This window comes from Mesorhizobium sp. M0870, from assembly GCF_040319775.1.
GTDB lineage: Bacteria > Pseudomonadota > Alphaproteobacteria > Rhizobiales > Rhizobiaceae > Mesorhizobium.
The window spans coordinates 498,115-517,839 of the sequence record NZ_JAMYOI010000001.1 but is presented as its reverse complement, the minus strand read 5'-3'; the positions used below and the strand labels follow the sequence as shown (position 1 = coordinate 517,839).

Below are 19,725 nucleotides of genomic sequence, written 5' to 3'. Positions count from 1 at the left end.
GCCCGCTATCTCAAGTCCGTTCCGTTGCGAGCTGTCTGGGGATGAGAAAGCGGGCGGCAAGCACGCAGAGCAGCACGGTGAACATCAGGATCAGCGCCACCAGCGCATTGATGTCGGGTGAGAAGCCAAGCCGCATCATCGCCCACAACCTGACCGGCAGCGTGCTTTGCGTGCCGGTGACCAGGATGGTGATCATGGTCTCGTCGAACGACAGGGCGAAGGCCAGGATGGCGCCGCCGACCATGGCGCTCGACAGGTTCGGCAGGATGATGCGCCAAAAGGTCTGCCAGCCCGTGGCACCGAGATCGTAGGACGCTTCGACCAGCGTGCGGCTCATCGACTGCAGCCGCATCAGCACCGTGCGGTAGACGATCGCCAGCACGAAAACCGTATGGCCGATGACGACCGTCAGCAGCGAGCGTTCGAGACCGATTTCGCGAAAGAAGATCAGCAGCGCCAGGCCGCTGATGATCGGAGGCATCAGGAACGGCAGGAAGATGATGAACTGCAGCAGCGAGCGTCCGGAGCGGCGCCCATGATAATAGAGCGCCAGCAGCGTTCCGCTGACCACCGACAGGATGACGGTGCAGACGCCGACGATCAGCGTGGTGCGCAAGGCGACCAGTATGTCGTGGTTTTCAGCCAGCGCCACATAGGTCGACAGGGTCGGCGCCGACCAGTCGACGGAGCCATGCGAAATGGTGAAGAACGACGACACGATCGGCACGAACAGCGGGCTGTAGAGCAGCACCGCAACCAGTGTCGTGATCGCGGCCAGAAAGATCGTGGACAGTCGGGGCAGGGCGCTCATACCGAAGTCCCCCGGTTGCGGCCAAAGCGTTCGCCGACGAGGATTGCGGCGATCACCACGACGGCCAGCGCCACCGACAGCGCCGCGCCGAACGGCCAGTTATAGGCCGTGCCGAACTGGCTGTAGAGGATGCGGCCGAAGGTGAAGCCGCTGATGCCGCCGACCATTTGCGGCGTCAGGAAATCGCCGATCGCCAGCACGAAGACGAAGCTCGCCGCCGAAGCGACGCCGGGCAGGCTGAGCGGCAAGGTGATGCGCAGGAAGGTCTGCAAGCTGCTGGCCCCCAGATCGTCCGAGGCACGCAGCAGCACCTGCGGAATCCGCTCCAGCGACAGGAAGATCGGCAGGATGGCGAAGGGAATCAAAAGTAGCGTCAGCGTCAGCAGGATGGCGTTCATGTTGAACACGAAAAGCGTCGACGGTTCCTGCAGGATGCCGAGCGCCACCAGCGCCTTGTTGAGGAAGCCGTTGAGGCCGAGGATGCTGCGGATCGCATAGATCTTGATGACGTAGCTCATCAGCAGCGGCACCAGCAGCAGCATCAGCAAGGCATAGCGCCAACGGCCTTTCAGCGTCGTCAGGAAGTAGGCGGCGGGATAGGCAAGTAGGATGCAGATGATGGCCACCGACACGCACAGCACGATGGTGTTCCAGAACACCGGCAGAAAGACCGGATCGGTGAAGAACCTGATATAGTTGCCCAGGGACAACCCGTAGACGATGGTGCCCTGGTCGACACTGAAGAAGCTGTAGCCGAGGAAGATCGCCAGCGGCACCAGGACGAAGACAACCGGCAAGGCAAACGCCAGCACCGTGACCAGCAGCGACAGTCGTCTTTCCGCAGTGAGTGTCGAGCCGGCTTCGCTCATGCCAGCACCAGATGGCCTTCATGCGGCGCAAACGAAAGCGATACAGCCTCGCCGGATTTGAGCGCGCTGCCGTCGATGCGGCTCGGCACGCGCAGCCGCAAGCGTTGCGCAGCATTGTCTGGGCCTGCCGCGATGGTGGCGACGCTCGATGAGCCGGCAAAGGCCATGTCGGAGATCGTGCCGGAAAAACGGTTGTCGGTGTCCTTTGCGTCTGCAAGATGCAAGGCCTCGGGACGGAACGCAGCGTAGGCGCTGGCGCCATCTGCTGCGGCCTTCAAATGCGGCTGGTCACTGATCGAGCAGACCAGGCGGCCGAGCGCCGTCTCGATCGATCGCAGCTCGCCCTGCACCGGCCCAAGTTTTCCGGACATCAGATTGTTCTCGCCGAAGAAGCGCGCGACGAACTCGCAATTCGGCCTGTAGTAAAGGTCGTGCGGCGTGCCGTGCTGGCGGATATGGCCGGCCTCCATGACGCAGATCCGATCGGCCATGCCGATGGCTTCCTCCTGGTCATGGGTGACGAACAGGAAGGTGGTCTTGATTTCGCGCTGGATGGATTTCAGGAAGACCTGCATCTGCCTGCGCAGTTCGAGGTCGAGCGCCGCCAGCGGCTCATCGAGCAGGATCAGGCGCGGCTGGCAGATCAGTGCACGGGCGAGCGCGACACGCTGGCGCTGGCCGCCGGAGAGCTGCGCCGGAAAGCGGTCGGCGAAACGTCCGAGCTGGACCAGGTCCAGCGCCTCCGCGACACGGCGCGCGATTTCCTTGCGCTGGATATGGCGAACCGAAAGCCCGTAGCCAACATTGCCGGAAACGGTCAGGTGCGGAAACAGCGCATAGTCCTGGAATACCGTGTTGAACGGCCGTCGGTTGATCGGCATGCGGCTGATGTCTTGCCCATCCAGGCGGATCTCGCCTGACGTCAGCGGTTCCAGTCCGCCGATCAGCCGCAGCACCGTGGTCTTGCCGGAGCCCGAAGGCCCGAGCACGGTGAGGAACTCACCATCCCGGATCGACAGGTCGATGTCGTGCAGCACGGGGACCGTGCCGTAGGATTTCGAGACGGACCGCAGCGTCAAGAGGTCGGTGTTCTGGTTCATGAAATACTCTCGCATACGCTTCGGCGGTCCGGAACCTCCGGACCGCCGGGTCCTTCGAAGGCATAGAGCGGAAAGATCAGGGCGTAGCCTTGACCTCGTTCCACATGTCCGAACGCTTGAGCGGGTCCTCGACATTGTTGAGCCAGACCAGCTTGTCGTTGCCGCCGGCGCTGCCGGTTTCCGTCACCGTGTTGCCGAAGCCGGTGCGCTCGGAAAGCTCGCCGCCGACCTTCTTGCTCAGCATGAAGTCGATCCATTTCTCGGCTGCCGCATTGTCACGGACACCCTTGGAAATGACCCAGTTGTCGAGCCAGGCGAGCGCGCCCTCGCTTGGGTTGACGTAGGCGACATGGGCGCCGATCTTCTGCAGCGCCTTGACCTGCTGCTGGCCGTAATTGGCCCAGATCAGGGCCACGTCATTGTTCTGGTAGATCTGCTGCGCCTCGTCGGCGGTGGTGTAGAAGCTCAGCACGTTGCGCTTGAGTTCGACCAGCTTGGCCTTGACCGCCGCCATCTGCTCTTCGTTGAGGTTGAACGGATCCTTGTAGCCGAGCGTCAGTGCGGTGAACGAGAAATTGTGCTCGCCATTGTCATAGGCCAGAACCTTGCCCTTGTAGGCCGGGTCCCACAGAACCGACATCGAGGTCGGCGCCGGCTTGACCTTGTCCGTGTCGTAGATCAGGCCGATGGAGTCGAAGCAGAACGGAATGCCGTAGACCTTGCCGTCCTTGGTCACGCCGCTGACCGCCGTCAGGTCGCGGAAGCGCGGCAGCACTTCTTTCTGGTTGGCGAGCTTCGTGACGTCGATCGGCGACACCAGGTCGGCCTTGATGTAGCGCTGCAACTGGGCGGTGTTGACGGCGAAGACGTCGAAGTCCTGGCCTTCGCTTCCCTTGATCTTGGCCCAGATCTCGTCGTCGCTGCCGATGAAGACGACATCGACGCCGATGCCGGTCGCGGCGGTGAAGTCCTTGACCCAGTCGGCATCGGCGTAGCCGTCCCAGGCCAGTACCCGCAGGTTCGCGGCGAGCGCCGCCGATGTCATCAGGCCGATGCCGAGCCCGATTGTCGCTAGTCTTAGAAACGCTTTCTTCAGTCCCATTTTTAATCTCCCATTGTCGTTCTGGTGGACCGTAATTTCCGGGCCTGCGCCGTCACAGCTGGGTAACAGCGACCAGTCCCTCGTCCGGCACCGACACCATCCGGTTGCGCAGTGGCTTGCCGAATGTCTGTGCCTGGATTTCATACTCGTCGCCGGAAGCCGTCTTGACGCCGGAGGCGTAGCTCATCACCGCCGCGCCGAAGAAATGGGCATGCAGGTCGCCCGCCTTGCGGTGCATCGGGTAGCGGAAATGGAAGTGTTCGAGATTGGCGATCGAGTGCGACATGTGCGCTTCGCCCGACAGGAACTCCTGCTCCCAGATGACAGTGCCGTCGCGCAGGATGCGCGAATGGCCGCGCACTTCTTCGGGCAGGTCACCGATCAGCAGCTCGGGTCCGATGGAGCAGGAGCGAAGCTTGGAGTGGGCGAGGTAGAGGTAGTTCTCGCCCTCCGTCACATGGTCGGAATATTCGTTGCCGAGCGCATAGCCGATCCGATAGGGGCGGCCGTCCGGACCGTTGAGATAGAGGCCGACGATCTCGGCCTCTTCGGCGCCGGCGCGCGCGAAGGCCGGCATCGGTAGCGGCGCGCCGGGCGGCACGACACAGGTGCCGACGCCCTTGAAGAACCATTCGGGCTGGATGCCGATCTGCCCGGCGGCAGGCTTGCCGCCTTCCAGGCCCATACGGAAAATCTTCAGCGAATCCGATTCCTCGGTACCTTCGCCATGGGTCAGAACATGCATCTGGTTGCGCGCGGCGGCGCTTCCCGTGTGGGTCAGGCCGGTCCCGGTGACCAGGAAGCGCGCCGGTTCCGGATGGTCGACCGGAGCGAGCACCTGGCCATCGCGTAACAGTTGGTCGTAGTCGATTTTCGCTGTGCCCGTCTGCTTCTCGACCAGCGCTGCGATCGACGTGCCCTGGGCAATTGCCGCTTCGGCCAGCTCCAGCACGCTGCCGGTCTTTTCGAGCGGGTGCAGATGATTGCCGTCATCCGAGACACGGCCAACCCCTCTGCTGCCGTCGGCCATTCTGAACTGAACAAGACGCATGAATACTAACCTTCTTCCCTTGGAGCCGTACGGGTCACACCCAGCCCGCATCGACGATGAACTGCTGGCTCGTGCACATGCGGCTGTCGTCTGCGGCGAGAAACAGCGACATGCGCGCGATATCGGAGGGTTGCAGCCGGTCGGGCAGGCACTGCCTTTCCGCGATCTGGCGTTCGCCGGCCGAGTTCAGCCACAGCCGCATCTGGCGCTCTGTCATGACCCATCCCGGCACCATGCAGTTGACGCGGATGCGTTCGGGGCCGAGTTCGCGAGCCAGCGCCCGCGTCATGCCGTAAACAGCCGCTTTCGCGGTGACATAGGCTGGGCAATCCGGATCGCCGACCATCCAGGTGATGGAGCCGAAATTGATGATCGAGCCGCCGCCCAGCGCATTCATCTGTGGACGCACCGCCTGCGCCGCGAAGAACTGATGGCGCAAATTGACCGCCATGCGGTCGTCCCAGTAGGCAACCGTCACGTCCTTGGTCTGGTGGCGGTCGTCATTGCCGGCATTGTTGCACAGCGCCTGGATAGGGCCGTTGTGCTGCATCGCCTGAACGGTTGCCGCCTGCAACTCTTCGACGTTGCGCAGGTCGCAGGAAATGAACAGCGGCGCGGCATGTCCCTCGGCCGAGATCGCGTCGACCAGACGCCGGGAAGGCTCCTCGGCCATGTCGACGAAGGCGACGCGGCTGCCTTGCGCGCAGAAATGGCGCACCAGGCTTTCGCCGATGCCACTGCCGCCGCCGGTTATGAAGACGCTGCGGCCCTTGAGGCTTGGATAGATCGCATAGCCGATTTCATCCGTCATCGCGCGCCTCTCTAGTGCGAATGCCGAGGAATGCCGGCATCGCGCCGACCGACGAGAAAGTCGAAATCGCAGCCCTTGTCGGCCTGCAGCACGCGCTCGACATAAAGGCTCTGATAGCCGCCTTCAGGCGGCGCCGGCGGCTTCCAGTCACGCCGGCGGATTGCGAGCTCTTCGTCCGATACCAAAAGCTCCAGCCGGCGGCCGGCGACATCGAGCTCGATAAGATCGCCGTCGCGCACCAGCGCCAGCGCGCCGCCTGCGGCTGCTTCGGGTGCCACGTGCAGAACCACGGTGCCGTAGGCGGTGCCGCTCATGCGCGCGTCCGAAATGCGCACCATGTCGGAGACGCCTTGCTTCAGCAGTTTCGCCGGCAGCGGCATGTTGCCGACCTCGGCCATTCCGGGATAACCGCGCGGTCCGCAATTCTTTAGTACCATCACCGAGGAGGCGTCGATGTCCAGCTCCGGATCGTCGATGCGGGCGTAGTAGTGCTCGATGTTCTCGAACACCACCGCCTTGCCGCGATGTTGCATCAGCGCGGGCGTTGCCGCGGACGGTTTGATGACTGCCCCGTCAGGCGCCAGATTGCCGCGCAGGATGGAGATGCCGCCTTCCTTGGTCAGCGGCTGGCTCAGCGGCCGGATCACCTCGCTGTTGTAGTTGGGCGCGCCGTCGATCAGTTCACCGATGGTCTTGGCGCTGACGGTCATGGCGTCGCGATGAAGAAGCCCCACTTCATCAAGCGACGCCATGACCGCAGCTAGCCCCCCGGCGTAGTAGAAATCTTCCATCAGGAACCGGCCCGACGGCATCAAATCGACAATAGTTGGAATGTCCCGGCCAAGGCGGTCCCAGTCATCGAGGCTGAGATCGACACCGATCCGGTTGGCGATGGCGATCAGATGCAGCACCGCATTGGTCGAGCCACCGATCGCGCCGTTGACTCGAATGGCGTTCTCGAATGCTTCCCGGGTGAGGATCTGCGCGATTGTCACGTCCCTGCGGACGAGGTCGACGATCTGGCGTCCGGCCATCTGGGCGAGCACGCCACGGCGCGAATCCACCGCGGGGATCGCGGCGTTGTCCGGCATGCCGATGCCGAGCGCCTCGACCATGCTGGCCATGGTCGAGGCCGTGCCCATTGTCATGCAGCTGCCCGCAGATCGGCTTTGGCCCTGCTCGGCGGCGAGAAAGTCGGCGACCGGCATCCGGCCGGCCTTAACTTCCTCGGCGAATTTCCAGACATGGGTGCCCGAGCCGATATCCTGTCCGCGGAACTTGCCGTTGAGCATCGGCCCGCCGGAAACGGCGATGGTCGGCAGGTTGCACGACGCGGCACCCATCAAGAGTGCCGGCGTGGTCTTGTCGCAGCCGACCAGCAGGATGACGCCATCGATGGGGTTGCCGCGGATGGACTCTTCGACATCCATGCTGACCAGATTGCGAAACAGCATGGCGGTCGGGCGCATGTTGCTCTCGCCGAGCGACATCACCGGGAATTCGAGCGGCAGGCCGCCCGCTTCATAGACGCCGCGTTTGACGTGATCGGCCAGCGCCCGCAGATGGGCATTGCATGGGGTCAGTTCCGACCAGGTGTTGCAGATGCCGATCACCGGGCGGCCATCGAAAGCGTCGGCGGGGATGCCCTGGTTCTTCATCCAACTGCGGTGCATGAAGGCGTTCTTGCCCTCACCGCCGAACCAGGCCTCGGACCGCAGCTTGCGTTTGGTGTCGGTCACGATGTCTGTTCCCGATCCTGGCGGCGCTTGTTGCGGCTTTCGACGCTGCGGCGCACGTCTTCCTCGGCATTGTCGATGAGCACCAGCAGCGCGTTTTGCGCACCAGTGGCGTCGCCGGATGCGATCTTTTCGGCCACTTCCCGATGCAGCGGCAAAGAATGACGCTGCCCGTCCGGATTGTCGTTGGAGAGGCGAAAGCTCATCACCAATGCGGTTTCGACCAGTGCCGCCAGCGAGCCGATCAGCTCATTGCCGGTCATGCGCAGGATGGTCTGATGGAACAAAAGATCGGGCTTGGCGAAGCGGTCGCCGTCGTCAACCACCGCTTCCATTTCGGCCAGCGCGGCATTGATCTCGGCAATCTGCGCCGGCGTGGCGCGTTGCGCGGCAAGTGCGGCCGACATCGGCTCGATGGCTCGGCGCAGCTCGAACAGCGCCCGGACATCGTCGGCGCTGACGCCGCCTGCGTAGCGCCATGACAGGACGTCCGGGTCGAGGAAATTCCAGTCGGCACGGGGACGCACCCTTGTGCCGGTCTTCGGCCGCGATTCGACCAGTCCCTTGCCGGCCAGCACCTTGATCGCCTCGCGCAGCACCGTGCGGCTGACCCCCAGCATCTCGCTGGAATCGTCGGCATTGGGCAGTGCCTCGCCGGGCAGGAAATCGCCTTGCACGATGCGCAATCCGATCTGCTCGACGACAGTCGCATGCAGCGCCGTCGAGCCGCTGGAGACCGCGACCGCAACCCTCGACGTGCGCGCCGTGCTGAAAGATTTCTTATTCTTCATACTATTCATATGATATGTCTTATCGGCATTGCGACTGGAGTCAAGGGAGGGGGAATGCCGGTGACAAAGAATTCCGCTGCCGTTGCCGAGCGGCATCAAGAGCTGGTCTCGATCAGCGATGGCATTGCGACTGTAGAGATTGCCCCGGCCGCCGGCGGCGCGCTGGCGTCGTATCGCTGGCGGCAAAACGGATCCGTCGTGGATTGGCTGCGTCCTGCGGATCAGGCGGCGATCGACAGCCGCGATGCCGGCGCCATGGCCTGCTTCCCGCTGGTTCCCTATTCCAATCGCATAAGGGGCGGGCGCTTCGCATTCGCGGGCCGCACCGTCGAACTGCCGACCAGCCCGGAAGATCCGCATCATGAGCATGGCCATGGCTGGCGTCGGCCATGGACAGTCGTCCGGCACGAAGCCAGCACCACCCTCCTATCTTATCGCCATGCCGCCGATTCCTGGCCGTGGAGCTATGAGGCAAGGCAAGCGATCTCGCTGGTCGATGGCGGGCTGATCATTGCCCTTTCGCTGCGCAATCTCTCGGACATGCCGATGCCGGCAGGCTTCGGCCTCCATCCCTATTTCCCGTCAACACCGTGGACACATGTCCAGGCGCAGGTATCCGGCATGTGGGAGACCGATGCGGAAATCCTGCCCACCCGGCACGTCCTGCCGCCCGCTGGCTCCAATCCTACCACCGGCTTCGACGTGTCGGAGACGGACTTCGACACGGTCTTCACCGGATGGACGCGCCGTGCCCGGATCTCCTGGCCGGAGCGTGGGCGGCAACTGGACATCGAGGCCGAGGCGCCGCTCGATTTCCTCGTCCTCTACACGCCGCCCGGCGAGCCATTCTTTTGCGCCGAGCCGGTCAGCAACATCACCGACGCCTTCAACCGCACGGGTGAAGCAGGCATCGACACCGGTTGCATCGTGCTGGCGCCTGGGCAGATGCGATCCGCAAGCGTTCGCTTCACGCCTTCGCAGGCGGCCTGATCGCCAATCTGAGCCGCATCAACTGCTTTGCTTTGCTGCTTCGCGGATGGTCTGCAGCAGGATGGAGAAGGCCGGCGAGGGCGCCGTGTCGGTGCGCATGGTCAGACCGACCGGTCCCTTGGTTTCCTCGGTGTTGACCGGCAAGGCGACGAAGGCGCCGCTGCCGAGTTCGTTGGCAACGACGCCAGCCGAAATGATCCAGACGGCATTGCTCTGCCGCAGGAAGGCTCGGCCGAAGGAGTCCGAGACGGTTTCGATCTCGGTTGCCGGCGCCGTCATGCCGTTGGTGATGAACAGGCGGTCGACGAAGGGGCGGATGACCGATTCCCGCGTCGGCATCAGCATCGGGAATTCGTCGAGCCGTGCGAACACATCCTGTCCTGGATCGAGCAGCGGATGTCCCGCCCGCACCACGAACAGCACCGGTTCGGAATAGAGGTGCTCGAAGAAGAAGCCGGTCATGTTCTCCGGCGCCGCCAGCCGTCCGACGACGAGATCCAGTGCGCCGGTTCGCAACTGTTCGAGCAGCACCGCATTCTCGCCGGTGACGATCTTGATCGCCGCACCGGCGCTCTCCTTGAGGAACAAGGTCATGGCGAGCGGCATCACCCGCGCCGAGACCGTCGGCAGCGCGCCGATGCGGATCGGGTGCCGGTTGACCGCTCCGTCCTGCCGGACGGAATCGACGCCTTGCTTGAGCGCCGTGATCGCCGTGCCGGCATGGCGAAGGAAGATTTCGCCGATGCGCGTCAGTCGGATGCCGCGGCCGTCGCGCTCCACCACCGCCACCCCCAGCGCCTCTTCCAGTTCGCGCAATGTCTTGGTCACCGCCGGCGGGCTGACATGCAGCAAGTCGGCCGCTCGCGCCACGCTTCCTTGCCGCGCAACTTCCAGGAATGCCTGCAGGTGACGGAACCGGATGCGGCTATGGGACATGGATTGATAACCCATGAGTTAATGAAACGACGCAAAATACCATTTTACCGAACCAAACGCCTTGTGCAATGTGGAGGCGGAGGACCAAAACCGTGCCATTCGTCACCATCGGCGGCATCACGCTGCACCATCGCCACACCAAGGCGGCCGGCAATGCACGCCCGATCATATTCATCAATTCGCTGGGCACCGACTTCCGGGTCTGGGACGAAATTGTCTCGGCGCTCGATGGTGAAATGCCGCTGCTGGTCTATGACAAGCGCGGCCATGGGCTGTCCGATATCGGCGACATCAGATCGATCGACGATCATGTCGACGATCTCTCGGCGCTCGTCGATCATTTCGGGTTGAGCAAGGTCGTGCTGTGCGGCCTGTCGGTCGGCGGCCTGATCGCACAAGGCTTCTATCGCCGGCGCCCAGAAATGGTCGAAGGCCTGATCCTTTGCGACACGGCCCACAAGATCGGCACGACAGACAGCTGGAACACACGCATCGCGACGGTCGAAAGCAAGGGCATCCAGGCCGTTGCGGATGGCGTGCTCAAAGTGTGGTTCACCCCCGCCTTCCACGCGGCGCGTCTGGCCGAGCTGGACGGTTATTGGAACATGATGACCAGGCAAGCGCTTGCCGGTTACGTCGGGACTTGCATGGCCGTTCGCGATGCGGATTTCACCGATGCCGCACGCCACATAGCGGTGCCGACGCTCTGCGTCGCCGGCGATCAGGATGGCTCGACGCCTCCCGATCTTGTCCGCTCCCTGGCCGAGCTGATCCCCGGCGCGCGCTTCGAAATCATCCGCGACGCCGGGCACATTCCTTGCGTCGAACAGCCAGAGGCGCTGGTCGCCCTGATCCGCGATTTTATCGCATCGCTTGCCCCTGGAGCCGAAACCCATGGATGAAGTCCCCGGCAACGAAGCCAGATATCGCACCGGCCTCGCGGTGCGGCGCTCCGTGCTTGGCGACCGGCATGTCGACCGGGCCGAGGTCGCCGCCACCGATTTCGACCAGCCTTTCCAGGAACTGATCACCGAGGCCGCCTGGGGTACCGTGTGGGCGCGGCCGGGCTTCACCAAGCGCGAGCGTTCGATCGTCACGCTGGCGCTGCTCGCCGCACTCGGCCATGATGAGGAGGTCGCCATGCATGTGCGCGCCACCGTCAACACCGGTGCTTCGCGCGACGACGTCTGCGAGGCGTTCCTGCATGTCGCCATCTATGCCGGCGTGCCGGCCGCCAACCGTGCCTTCAGAATAGCCAAGGACGTGTTTTCGGAAATGGACGGAGCCAGGAATGCCCGCTGAGTCCGGCTCGACGAGGCCCGAGACCGGCGCCTTCTTCCGGCGCGATCGGACCTGGCATCCGCCGGCTCTGACGCCGAATTATAAGACCTCGATGCTGCGCTCGCCGCAAAAAGCCCCCCTCGTCTTCGACAACACGCTGTCGGAGATTGCAGGCCCCGTTTTCGGCCACGCAATATTGGGCGAACTTGACGCCGACCTGATCCACAATTTCGCCAGGCCCGGCGAGAGCGCGCTCGGCGAGCGGATTATCGTCCATGGCCGAGTGCTCGACGAGCGAGGCGTTGGCGTGCCCGGCGCGCTGCTCGAATTCTGGCAGGCCAATGCCGGCGGCCGCTATCGCCACAAGAAGGATGGCTATCTGGCGCCGCTCGACCCGAATTTTGGCGGCTGCGGCCGAGCCCTCACCACCGAGGACGGCGGCTATGCGTTTCGCACCGTCAAGCCTGGACCCTATCCCTGGCCGAATGGGCCGAACGACTGGCGCCCCTCGCACATTCATTTCTCGGTGTTCGGCCACGGCTTTGCCCAGCGGCTGATCACGCAGATGTATTTCGAGGGCGACCCGCTGATCTGGCAGTGCCCGATCGCGCGCGGCATTCCCGACAAGGCAGCCGTTGAGACGCTGATCGCCGCGCTCGACATGCAAGCGACGATCCCCTTCGACGCGCGCGCCTACAAGTTCGACATCGTGCTGCGCGGGCGCCGCGCGTCGCTGTTCGAAAACAGGCTGGAGGGCAATTGATGGCCCAGTCGCTCGACCGGCTCAGGGAAAGCCCTTCGCAGACCGCCGGACCCTACGTTCATATCGGGCTGACACCCAATTTCTGCGGCATCGGCGGCGTCTATCCCAGTGATCTCGGCGCCACCATGGTCAACGACAAGACCAAGGGCGAGCGCATCGGCCTGCGCATCCGGGTGCTCGATGGCACCGGCACGCCGCTCAAGGACGCGCTGATCGAGATCTGGCAAGCGGATGCGGATGGGCTCTACAATTCGCCGGCCGAACTGCGTGGTGCTGCCGATCCGAATTTCTTCGGCTGGGGCCGTTGCCCGACCGATATGGACACCGGCCTCTGCACGTTCGAGACGGTCAAGCCTGGCCGCGTCCCGTTCAACGATGGTCGCCTGATGGCGCCGCATATCACGCTCTGGATCGTCGCCCGCGGCATCAATCTCGGCCTGCACACAAGGCTGTATTTTTCCGACGAGGAAAAGGCCAATGCCGGGGATGCGATCCTGGCACGCATCGAGCACCGCGTCCGCGTGCCGACGCTAATCGCCGAGCGCAAGGGCGATACCTACATCTTCGATGTCCATCTCCAGGGGGAGAAGGAAACGGTCTTCTTCGATAGCTGATGCTCAGGAGGCCTGTGACATGACTGTATCGCCTTTCGACCATCCGCTGCTCTCCGCTCTTCTCGGCGACGAAGAAGCGGCGAGGCATTTTTCCGTTGAGGCGGAAATCGAGGCCATGCTGGCCTTTGAACAGGCGCTGTCGCAAGCGGAGGCCGATAACGGGATAATCCCCAAGGATGCCGGGGCAGCGATCGTGGCGGCGCTTGGCACCTTCCGGCCGGACACGGCTCTGCTGCGAGCCGGGGTCGCCAAGGACGGCGTCATGGTGCCGGAGCTGGTGCGCCAGATCAGGGCTGCGGTCGGCGAACCGCATGGCCGGAAAGTGCATTTCGGTGCGACCAGCCAGGATGTGATCGACACCGGCCTGATGCTTCGGCTGAAATCCGTCGTCGAGCATCTCGATCTGCTGTTGACCGAAACCGTCATACGCCTCGCTTCGCTCAAAGAGCGTTTTGGCGGCAGGGCGCTGACCGGGATGACGCGCATGCAGAAGGCGCTTCCGATCAAAGTGGCCGATCGCGTCAGGGTGTGGCGGGCGCCGCTGCAACGGCATCAGGAGAGGCTATCCGAGCAGTCCAGGCGTCTGCTGATGGTGCAATTCGGCGGTGCCGCCGGCACGCTGGAAAAGCTTGATGACAAGGGGCCGGCGGTGCGCGCGGCACTTGCCGCCAGGCTTGGTCTTGGCGACGCACCGCAGTGGCACAGCCAGCGTGACGCGCTCGCCGACTTTGCCGGCCTGATGTCATTGGTATCAGGCAGCCTCGGCAAGTTCGGCCAGGACATCGCGCTGCTGGCGCAAGGTGGAACCGAGATCGAGCTTTCCAGTGGCGGCGGCTCGTCGGCCATGCCGCACAAGAAGAACCCGGTGAAGGCCGAAGCGCTGGTGGCGCTTGCCCGCTTCAACGCCACGCAGCTTGCCGGCATGCATCACGCGCTCGTGCATGAGCAGGAGCGGTCGGGTGCTGCCTGGACGCTGGAGTGGCTATTGCTGCCGCAGATGGTCGTCGCAACGGCCGCGTCGCTGCGCCTTGCCGCCGAACTGGCCGCACAGGTCGAAAATCTCGGCCACTGATGCGCACGCAAATCGTCGTCATCGGGTCCGGGCCGTCCGGGCTGCTGCTTGGGCAACTGCTGGCCGGCATCGGCGTAGAGACGGTCATTCTGGAACGTGCGAGCCGCGAGCACGTGCTTGGCCGCGTGCGGGCAGGGGTGCTCGAACAGGGCACCGTCGAATTGCTGGAACAGGCCGGCGCGGCGGCAAGGCTGCATGCCGAAGGGCTGCCGCACACTGGCATCTCGCTCGCCTTCGACGGACGCTTGCATCGCATCGACCTCGAGGCGCTGACCGGCGGCAGGCATGTCACCGTCTATGGCCAGACCGAGGTGACGCACGATTTGATGGACAAGCGCGACGCGGCAGGGCTGACCACGATCTACGAGGCGGCAAATGTCGCTCTGCACGATTTCGACGGCACCGCGCCTTTCGCCACCTATGACAAGGACGGCGTCACGCATCGCATCGACTGCGACTTCGTTGCCGGCTGCGACGGCTATCATGGCGTCAGCCGCAAATCGGTGCCCGAGCGTGCGCTAAAAATCTTCGAGCGGCGGTATCCGTTCGGCTGGCTCGGCGTGCTGGCCGAGGTGCCGCCAGCCGACCGCGAACTGGTCTACGCCAATCACGAGCGGGGTTTTGCGCTGTGCTCGATGCGCTCGACGCATCGCAGCCGCTACTATGTGCAGTGCCCGCAGGACGATCGCGTGGAGGCGTGGTCGGATGAGCGCTTCTGGGACGAGTTGCGCCGCCGCTTGCCGGAGCAGACGGCGGCAAATGTCGTCACTGGACCGTCCTTCGAGAAATCGATCGCGCCGCTGCGCTCCTTCGTTGCCGAGCCGCTGCGCTTCGGCCGGCTCTTCCTGGTCGGTGATGCCGCCCACATCGTGCCGCCGACCGGCGCCAAGGGCCTCAACCTCGCCGCCAGCGACGTGCGCTATCTCTTTGCCGGCCTGCACGATTTCTATCGCGACAAGTCAACGGCCGGCATCGACGCCTATTCAGGCAAGGCTCTGGCACGGGTCTGGAAAGCGGTGCGTTTCTCCTGGTGGATGACGACGATGCTGCACCGCTTTCCAGACACCGGCGAGTTCGGCCAGCGCATCCAGGAGGCCGAACTCGACTACCTCGTGCAGTCACGTGCCGCATCGACCGCGCTCGCCGAGAACTATGTCGGCCTGCCGTACTGAGGGCCGCGGATCATCCGGCGCCTTGCTGCCTGGCAAAGTCCGACAGCATCGGGCGCTGCCCTTTGAGGATCTTCACCTCGGCCTCGGCCAAGGTGAACCAGCCCGCTCTGTCCACCTCCGGGAACTCCTTCAGGAATCCCGACCTTGGCGGCCATTCCATGGTAAAAATGTTGCTCGTGATGGCAGCGACATCAATGTCGGCGGTCGCCTCGACAGACCAGGCCATGACGATCTTTCCGCCTGGTTGCCTGTAGTCGCCGAGACGCGTGAAGGACCCATCGACCCTGATGCCGAGCTCTTCCTCGGTCTCGCGCTGCGCTGCCGCCAACTCGTCCTCGTTCTCGCCGATGAGGCCCTTCGGTATCGACCACGCACCGTCGTCCTTCTTCGCCCAAAACGGTCCGCCCGGATGAACCAGCAACACCCTGAGATCGCCGTCGCCGCGGCGATAGATCAGCAATCCCGCACTGCGTTTTGCCATTGTGATACGTCCGTTTGCGAAGCCGGCAGCCTGCCGATGGTCCTTGAATCGTTGACGCGAACCTTGCACCTAGGGATTGCGACGCTATGTCAGGTTCGTCTGCATTGCACCTCACCCGCGAGTCCGGCAATCTGATACCATCGCTTATTTGGCGGCTCGAAGGCTAGGTGACGATGCAACTCGGTCTTATTGGCTACTATAGCGACTTCGTCGTGTATCCGCTGGTAATCGCCGTGCTGGCAGTGGCCGGGCTGCTCGAGGCCGGCGAAGAGAGTGCACCAGGCTGGATCGGCACGGTCCTCGCCTGTCTAGGCCTCTGGACGCTGATCGAGTATGTGCTGCACAGGTTCGTTCTTCACCATATTCCCTACATCAAGGACCTGCATGATCGTCACCATGTCGAGGAGCGCAGTTCGGTGGGCACCCCGACCTGGCTCAGCCTCGGGGTGCATGCGCTGATCGCGTTTGTGCCCGTTTGGGTGGTCTCGGACTTCGCAACCGCGAGCGCGGTAAGCTGCGGGCTGATGCTGGGGTACCTCTGGTACATCAGCATCCACCACATGATCCATCACTGGCACCCCGCCCATCCGAGCTATCTCTACACGCTCAAGCGCCGACACGCCGTGCATCATCATGTCGACGAAAACGCCAATTTCGGCGTGACGTCGATATTCTGGGATCGGGTTTTCGGGACGGCGCGGCTCTAGTCCGAGGCCAGACCAACCCCAACCGTTCAACGCCTCTTCCCGCGACCGCCGGGAGACTTGGCTCCGCGGGGGCCGCTCTGAACCGGCGTGTTGTTCTGGTTCTCGTCGGACAGTTTTCGCCAGCGGGCAAGGCGCTCCGGATCGAGCGTCCCGGCCTTTAAGGCAGCCTGCACAGCGCAGCCCGGCTCATGCACATGCGTGCAGTCGCGGAACTTGCAGAGCGGCGCGAGCTCGGTGATTTCGGCAAACAGCGTGTCGATGCCGGAGGCGACGTCGCTGACCTGCAAAGTCCGCATGCCCGGCGTATCGATCACCCAGCCGCCGCCGGCAATGGCGTGCAGCGATCGCGACGTGGTGGTGTGGCGTCCCTTGGAATCGTGCTCGCGAATGCCTCCGGTCTGTTGCGGCGATTGCTGCGCCGATCCGGCCAGCGTGTTGACCAGCGTCGATTTGCCGACGCCGGAGGAGCCGATCAGCGCCACCGTCTGGCCGACACCGCACCAGGCAGCCAGGGCGGTTGCCGCATCCGATGTGCGGGGGTTCAGCATCACGACCGGCAATCCGCGCTGCAACGCGGCAGCCTGCCTTTCATAGGTCTCGGCGTCTTCAGCGGTATCGGCCTTGGTCAGCAGGATCACCGGCGTCGTTCCGGCTTCATTGGCCAGCGCCAGGTAGCGCTCGAGCCTGGCGGGATTGAAGTCGGCATTGCACGAGGTGACGATGAACAGCGTGTCGACATTGGCCGCGGCAAGCTGCGGCACCCTGCCGCCCTGGGTGCGGCGTTCCAACACCGTCTTGCGGGACAGGCGGCGCTGGACAAGGTGTTCATGCCCATCGACCAGCACCCAGTCGCCGACCGCATAGTCACCGGTGTTCGCCTGCGCCGGCAGCGTCAGATCGACCGGCCCTGCCTGCGACAGGCCGGTCAGGCGATCGCGGTGGACGGTGGCGATCCGCGTCGGCACGAGATCGGCGTCGTCGGGCTCGAGCTGATCAGCGAAAAAATCCGTCCAGCCCAGGCTGGCGAGAGATGGCATGGAAGAATCCGTCACGGCTTTGACCACGGCGTCGCAGACATCGGACAGTATCCCTGGCAGGTGGCGAACGGGCGAGGCGATTGCCCAAGCCGTGTATGGGCGGCATGGCGACATTTGGCAAGCAGGCCCGTAGCCGAGAGCGAGCGGCAAGCTTCTGCAGCCTATCCCTTGATAGTCGAACTGACGATCAAGTCGACGAAACAGCGCTGTCCGAAAGCGTTTGGCGGGAAAACGGCGGCGAGCCACGTCAGCTTTAAACGTTAACAAATAATTTGACGCATGCAATTTTTTTGCGCTCTATTGGTAACCGTGAAAATTGACTGAATAAGTTCTGTCGAGCATTGTCGCATCCGGTCAACGGCCGCATGACTGGTGGCGGGGCCGATCATGGCAGGGGATCAGGAATATATCGATGGCGGAGAAGACACACCGCACGATGGACGACTTCGCCCAGGCATGCGGCGTGTCCCGGCCGACGCTGTCCAAATATTTCGACGATCCGGCGAGCGTGAAGCCGGCGACGCGGGCGCGCATCGAAGCCGCCCTGCGCTCCTCGGACTATCAGCCCAACCTTTTCGCCCGCAACCTCAACCGCAAGCGCACCCGCAACATCGGCATCGTCGTGCCGACGATCACCGATCCGTTCTACGCCGAGATGGTCAGCCGCATCGAATTTCGCTGCCGCGACGAAGGCTACTGGCCGATCGTCATCTCCTCGCATGGTTCGCCGAAGCTGGAGGCGGAGTCGGTCAGGACGCTGCTGTCCCTGAAGGTCGCCGGCGCGATCATCGCCCCACTGGGCCTGGCTTCTGACCGCGGCGTCTTCGACAAGCTCGGGCAGGACATTCCGATCGTCTATTTCGACACCTATATCGAGGGCGATACGCCGTTCGTTGGCAACGACAACCGGCAGAGCGTCTCGACCATCGTCGACTATCTCTGCCGTTCGGGTGAGCCGCCGGTCTATCTTGACATCCCACACGTCAACCACAACTCCGGCGAACGCCAGGAAAGCTACATCGTCGCGATGGAGACCGCCGGGTTCAAGCCGGTCGTCATCGAGGCCGCCCGCGATTACACCTGGGACTTCGAACGCATCGGCTACGAGCAGACGGAAAAAATGCTGGAGGCCGGCGCCTTGCCCGGCCGCACAATCCTGTGTGCCAACGATCGTCTCGCCTTTGGCGTGATGGCGGCTGCGTTCTCGCGCGGCCTGAAGGTCGGCCGCAGGCCCGATTGCGATCTGCGCGTTGCCGCGCATGACGATCATCCGCTGAGCCGCTACACCTGCCCGGCGCTGACCACCATGGCGCAGGATTTCGCCGCCATGGCCGGGCGCAGCGTCGAGATCCTGCTGGCCTTGCTGGACGAGGCCGATCCGCCGAAGCAGGGCATGGCGCGCACCGTCAAGCTCGGCGCCACCCTGGTGATGCGTCAGTCAGCCTGAGCGACCGGCATCAGCTTTTCTCGAACTGGCGCCAGGCGGCCACCGCCTCGGCCACCGCTTGCCGGGCAGCGGGGATATGGCGTCCCATCGAGACGAAGCCGTGGATCTGGCCCGGCCATTGCCGCAGGATGAGCGGAACGCCCGCGGCTTGCAGGCGCGCCGCATAGGCTGCCCCTTCGTCGGCGAGGATGTCGCAGCCGGCAAGCGCCACAAAAGCCGGCGCCGCGCCGGCGAGGGCAGGCGCCAGCAAGGGCGAGACGCGCCAGTCCGTGATATCGTCGGGCGTTCGCAAATAATGGTCGCGGAACCAGGCCATGGTGGTTGCGGTGAGCCCGAAGCCGTCGCCGAAACGCCGGTAGCTGTCGGATGTCTGCCGCGCGTCGGTGTTGGGATAGATCAGGATCTGCGCGGCAAGGGACGGCGCCAGCCCATCGCGGGCGAGCAGCGCCAGCACGGCGGCGAGATTGCCGCCGGCGCTGTCGCCGGCCACACCGATGCGTCTGATGTCGATGCCGAGATCGGCGGCGTTCTCGGCCAGGAAACGAAGAGTTGCCAGACAATCCTCGAGCCCGGCGGGAAATTTATGGTCCGGTGCCAGGCGATAGTCAGGACAGACAATGACGGCGTTGCCGAGATTGGCCATCAGGCGACAGATCTCGTCATGCGAATCGAGGTTGCCGATGACCCAGCCGCCGCCATGCAAATAGAGCAGCGCCGGCGCCCCGCTTTGCGGTGCGCCGATGCCGCGATGGATGCGGAGCGCAATAGGCCCATTCGGCCCGTCGATCTGCCGTTCCTGGGTCGCAGCGACCGGCTCGTGCTCACCCTGTAGCGCCGGGAACGAGGCGTTGTAGGCAGTTCGCGCCGCCGCCACGCTGCCGGTCTCGAATGGCTCGCCGCCGGCTGCACGACCAATTTCGAGGACGCGCAGCGCATCCGGATCGAGCGTCATGA

21 protein-coding genes are annotated in these 19,725 nt (G+C 63.9%); 9 read left to right on the top strand and 12 right to left on the bottom strand.

Annotation, left to right across the window (positions count from 1 at the left end):
- Nucleotides 1-10 precede the first annotated feature (10 nt).
- From NKH97_RS02440 to NKH97_RS02405, 8 genes are all read right to left on the bottom strand, one after another.
- Complete coding sequence (locus tag NKH97_RS02440; protein ID WP_128302376.1) at nt 11-811, bottom strand: ABC transporter permease; 801 nt, start codon at nt 809-811, stop codon at nt 11-13.
- Complete coding sequence (locus tag NKH97_RS02435; RefSeq protein WP_352609326.1) at nt 808-1,680, bottom strand: ABC transporter permease; 873 nt, start codon at nt 1,678-1,680, stop codon at nt 808-810. The genes NKH97_RS02440 and NKH97_RS02435 overlap by 4 nt, the downstream gene beginning before the upstream one ends.
- Nucleotides 1,677-2,780 carry an ABC transporter ATP-binding protein gene (locus NKH97_RS02430; RefSeq protein WP_352609327.1) on the bottom strand — a complete coding sequence of 368 codons (1,104 nt, stop codon included), beginning with the start codon at nt 2,778-2,780 and terminating at the stop codon, nt 1,677-1,679. Before NKH97_RS02430 ends, NKH97_RS02435 begins: the two co-directional genes overlap by 4 nt.
- Nucleotides 2,781-2,856: 76 nt before the next feature.
- The gene (locus NKH97_RS02425; protein ID WP_127255164.1) at nt 2,857-3,882 is read right to left on the bottom strand and encodes an ABC transporter substrate-binding protein; all 1,026 of its coding nucleotides are present in this window, start codon (nt 3,880-3,882) and stop codon (nt 2,857-2,859) included.
- Nucleotides 3,883-3,934: 52 nt separating this feature from the next.
- The gene (gene araD1 / locus NKH97_RS02420) at nt 3,935-4,933 is read right to left on the bottom strand and encodes an AraD1 family protein (protein WP_352772196.1); all 999 of its coding nucleotides are present in this window, start codon (nt 4,931-4,933) and stop codon (nt 3,935-3,937) included.
- A gap of 34 nt (nt 4,934-4,967) precedes the next feature.
- Nucleotides 4,968-5,744, bottom strand: a complete 777-nt coding sequence (locus NKH97_RS02415; protein WP_352795280.1) for an SDR family NAD(P)-dependent oxidoreductase — start codon at nt 5,742-5,744, stop codon at nt 4,968-4,970.
- 11 nt (nt 5,745-5,755) lie between these two features.
- A complete protein-coding gene (locus NKH97_RS02410; RefSeq protein ID WP_128302382.1) occupies nt 5,756-7,483 on the bottom strand; it encodes an IlvD/Edd family dehydratase in 1,728 nt (575 codons plus the stop codon).
- A complete protein-coding gene (locus NKH97_RS02405) occupies nt 7,480-8,271 on the bottom strand; it encodes a FadR/GntR family transcriptional regulator (protein WP_031212276.1) in 792 nt (263 codons plus the stop codon). Before NKH97_RS02405 ends, NKH97_RS02410 begins: the two co-directional genes overlap by 4 nt.
- Nucleotides 8,272-8,325: 54 nt before the next feature.
- Here NKH97_RS02405 and NKH97_RS02400 point away from each other — a divergent pair, with 54 nt between their 5' ends.
- Entirely contained in the window at nt 8,326-9,261 is a 936-nt protein-coding gene (locus tag NKH97_RS02400; RefSeq protein ID WP_352795279.1) for an aldose 1-epimerase, read from the top strand.
- Nucleotides 9,262-9,279: 18 nt separating this feature from the next.
- On the opposite strand, the gene pcaQ is transcribed toward NKH97_RS02400, so the two are convergent.
- A complete protein-coding gene (gene pcaQ / locus NKH97_RS02395) occupies nt 9,280-10,197 on the bottom strand; it encodes a pca operon transcription factor PcaQ (RefSeq protein WP_023808808.1) in 918 nt (305 codons plus the stop codon).
- A gap of 92 nt (nt 10,198-10,289) precedes the next feature.
- Between pcaQ and pcaD the strand changes: the two genes are divergently transcribed.
- From pcaD to pobA, 6 genes are read left to right on the top strand one after another with little or no spacing between them, the layout of a single operon-like run.
- Nucleotides 10,290-11,099 (top strand): 3-oxoadipate enol-lactonase, encoded by an 810-nt coding sequence (gene pcaD, locus NKH97_RS02390; protein WP_023808807.1) that lies wholly within the window; start codon nt 10,290-10,292, stop codon nt 11,097-11,099.
- Nucleotides 11,092-11,499, top strand: coding sequence for a 4-carboxymuconolactone decarboxylase (gene pcaC / locus NKH97_RS02385; protein WP_023808806.1), 408 nt, complete (start codon nt 11,092-11,094; stop codon nt 11,497-11,499). Before pcaD ends, pcaC begins: the two co-directional genes overlap by 8 nt.
- Nucleotides 11,489-12,241 carry a protocatechuate 3,4-dioxygenase subunit beta gene (gene pcaH, locus NKH97_RS02380; RefSeq protein ID WP_023808805.1) on the top strand — a complete coding sequence of 251 codons (753 nt, stop codon included), beginning with the start codon at nt 11,489-11,491 and terminating at the stop codon, nt 12,239-12,241. Before pcaC ends, pcaH begins: the two co-directional genes overlap by 11 nt.
- Nucleotides 12,241-12,855, top strand: coding sequence for a protocatechuate 3,4-dioxygenase subunit alpha (gene pcaG / locus NKH97_RS02375; RefSeq protein ID WP_023808804.1), 615 nt, complete (start codon nt 12,241-12,243; stop codon nt 12,853-12,855). Before pcaH ends, pcaG begins: the two co-directional genes overlap by 1 nt.
- A gap of 19 nt (nt 12,856-12,874) precedes the next feature.
- Nucleotides 12,875-13,927 carry a 3-carboxy-cis,cis-muconate cycloisomerase gene (locus tag NKH97_RS02370; RefSeq protein ID WP_352795278.1) on the top strand — a complete coding sequence of 351 codons (1,053 nt, stop codon included), beginning with the start codon at nt 12,875-12,877 and terminating at the stop codon, nt 13,925-13,927.
- Complete coding sequence (pobA, locus tag NKH97_RS02365) at nt 13,927-15,099, top strand: 4-hydroxybenzoate 3-monooxygenase (RefSeq protein WP_023808802.1); 1,173 nt, start codon at nt 13,927-13,929, stop codon at nt 15,097-15,099. Before NKH97_RS02370 ends, pobA begins: the two co-directional genes overlap by 1 nt.
- A gap of 10 nt (nt 15,100-15,109) precedes the next feature.
- Here the strand turns inward: pobA and NKH97_RS02360 are convergent, their stop codons facing one another.
- Complete coding sequence (locus NKH97_RS02360) at nt 15,110-15,580, bottom strand: NUDIX hydrolase (protein ID WP_023808801.1); 471 nt, start codon at nt 15,578-15,580, stop codon at nt 15,110-15,112.
- 173 nt (nt 15,581-15,753) lie between these two features.
- On the opposite strand from NKH97_RS02360, the gene NKH97_RS02355 reads away from it, so the two are divergent.
- Complete coding sequence (locus NKH97_RS02355) at nt 15,754-16,287, top strand: sterol desaturase family protein (protein WP_023808800.1); 534 nt, start codon at nt 15,754-15,756, stop codon at nt 16,285-16,287.
- Between the two features lie 26 nt (nt 16,288-16,313).
- Here the strand turns inward: NKH97_RS02355 and rsgA are convergent, their stop codons facing one another.
- The gene (gene rsgA, locus NKH97_RS02350) at nt 16,314-17,324 is read right to left on the bottom strand and encodes a ribosome small subunit-dependent GTPase A (RefSeq protein ID WP_031212275.1); all 1,011 of its coding nucleotides are present in this window, start codon (nt 17,322-17,324) and stop codon (nt 16,314-16,316) included.
- A gap of 412 nt (nt 17,325-17,736) precedes the next feature.
- Between rsgA and NKH97_RS02345 the strand changes: the two genes are divergently transcribed.
- Entirely contained in the window at nt 17,737-18,771 is a 1,035-nt protein-coding gene (locus NKH97_RS02345; protein ID WP_023808798.1) for a LacI family DNA-binding transcriptional regulator, read from the top strand.
- Between the two features lie 10 nt (nt 18,772-18,781).
- Here the strand turns inward: NKH97_RS02345 and NKH97_RS02340 are convergent, their stop codons facing one another.
- Nucleotides 18,782-19,723 (bottom strand): alpha/beta hydrolase, encoded by a 942-nt coding sequence (locus tag NKH97_RS02340; RefSeq protein WP_023808797.1) that lies wholly within the window; start codon nt 19,721-19,723, stop codon nt 18,782-18,784.
- Between the last annotated feature and the right edge of the window lie 2 nt (nt 19,724-19,725).

Excerpts from the sequence above, each read along its gene's own strand:
- NKH97_RS02440 (WP_128302376.1), bottom strand. The coding sequence starts at position 811 with ATGAGCGCCCTGCCCCGACTGTCCACGATCTTTCTGGCCGCGATCACG.
- NKH97_RS02415 (WP_352795280.1), bottom strand. The coding sequence starts at position 5,744 with ATGACGGATGAAATCGGCTATGCGATCTATCCAAGCCTCAAGGGCCGC.
- NKH97_RS02400 (WP_352795279.1), top strand. The coding sequence starts at position 8,326 with ATGCCGGTGACAAAGAATTCCGCTGCCGTTGCCGAGCGGCATCAAGAG.
- rsgA (WP_031212275.1), bottom strand. The coding sequence starts at position 17,324 with ATGCCATCTCTCGCCAGCCTGGGCTGGACGGATTTTTTCGCTGATCAG.
- NKH97_RS02435 (WP_352609326.1), bottom strand. The coding sequence starts at position 1,680 with ATGAGCGAAGCCGGCTCGACACTCACTGCGGAAAGACGACTGTCGCTG.
- NKH97_RS02355 (WP_023808800.1), top strand. The coding sequence starts at position 15,754 with ATGCAACTCGGTCTTATTGGCTACTATAGCGACTTCGTCGTGTATCCG.
- pcaH (WP_023808805.1), top strand. The coding sequence starts at position 11,489 with ATGCCCGCTGAGTCCGGCTCGACGAGGCCCGAGACCGGCGCCTTCTTC.
- araD1 (WP_352772196.1), bottom strand. The coding sequence starts at position 4,933 with ATGCGTCTTGTTCAGTTCAGAATGGCCGACGGCAGCAGAGGGGTTGGC.
- pobA (WP_023808802.1), top strand. The coding sequence starts at position 13,927 with ATGCGCACGCAAATCGTCGTCATCGGGTCCGGGCCGTCCGGGCTGCTG.
- NKH97_RS02425 (WP_127255164.1), bottom strand. The coding sequence starts at position 3,882 with ATGGGACTGAAGAAAGCGTTTCTAAGACTAGCGACAATCGGGCTCGGC.
- pcaG (WP_023808804.1), top strand. The coding sequence starts at position 12,241 with ATGGCCCAGTCGCTCGACCGGCTCAGGGAAAGCCCTTCGCAGACCGCC.
- NKH97_RS02370 (WP_352795278.1), top strand. The coding sequence starts at position 12,875 with ATGACTGTATCGCCTTTCGACCATCCGCTGCTCTCCGCTCTTCTCGGC.
- NKH97_RS02405 (WP_031212276.1), bottom strand. The coding sequence starts at position 8,271 with ATGAAGAATAAGAAATCTTTCAGCACGGCGCGCACGTCGAGGGTTGCG.
- NKH97_RS02360 (WP_023808801.1), bottom strand. The coding sequence starts at position 15,580 with ATGGCAAAACGCAGTGCGGGATTGCTGATCTATCGCCGCGGCGACGGC.
- NKH97_RS02340 (WP_023808797.1), bottom strand. The coding sequence starts at position 19,723 with ATGACGCTCGATCCGGATGCGCTGCGCGTCCTCGAAATTGGTCGTGCA.
- NKH97_RS02430 (WP_352609327.1), bottom strand. The coding sequence starts at position 2,780 with ATGAACCAGAACACCGACCTCTTGACGCTGCGGTCCGTCTCGAAATCC.
- NKH97_RS02345 (WP_023808798.1), top strand. The coding sequence starts at position 17,737 with ATGGCGGAGAAGACACACCGCACGATGGACGACTTCGCCCAGGCATGC.
- pcaQ (WP_023808808.1), bottom strand. The coding sequence starts at position 10,197 with ATGTCCCATAGCCGCATCCGGTTCCGTCACCTGCAGGCATTCCTGGAA.
- pcaC (WP_023808806.1), top strand. The coding sequence starts at position 11,092 with ATGGATGAAGTCCCCGGCAACGAAGCCAGATATCGCACCGGCCTCGCG.